Consider the following 478-nt stretch of genomic DNA (forward strand, 5'->3'; position numbering starts at 1 on the left):
GCCGCTCGAGCCAGCCGGGGTTGTCGTCGGCGAAGCGCACGAGCCAGTCGAGTCCGGCGAGCTGAGCGGTCGCGTAAGCCCGGGCCACCTGCCGACCGTGCTGGCGTTCGATCTTCGAGGCCCGAACGCCTTGGAGCGCGGTCACTTTGGCGGTCGAGCGACCCGTCGTTCCGGCGCCGACGGACCGCGCCTCGACGATCGCGACGCGTCGCCCGGCCTGCGCCAGCCGAAGGCCGGTCACGGTGCCGGTGAGGCCCGCGCCGATGACGATGTCGTCGAACTCGGCGTCCTCCGTCCAGGCGTCGGAACTCGTCGCGGGGGCGGGCGAACCCCACCAGCTCGGTCGATCGCTCATGGAACCGGTGTTCCCCAACAGGGAGCAGCGAATCGCGTCAGGAGGCTCCGGGAAGGGCATACCCTTGGCGTCCCGACCTCGCAGTCGAAGGAGACCGATGGACCACAGCGCTCGACCCGTCAG

The 478-nt window shown here is 70.9% G+C and carries 1 protein-coding gene; it reads right to left on the minus strand.

What is annotated here, in order from left to right; translation table 11 throughout:
• The coding region (locus D9V41_RS16290; RefSeq protein WP_166376090.1) for an FAD-dependent oxidoreductase at positions 1 to 355 on the minus strand (355 nt) is incomplete at its 3' end.
• Positions 356 to 478: the final 123 nt, after the last annotated feature.

It is taken from the genome of Aeromicrobium phragmitis, from assembly GCF_003674095.1.
GTDB lineage: Bacteria > Actinomycetota > Actinomycetes > Propionibacteriales > Nocardioidaceae > Aeromicrobium > Aeromicrobium phragmitis.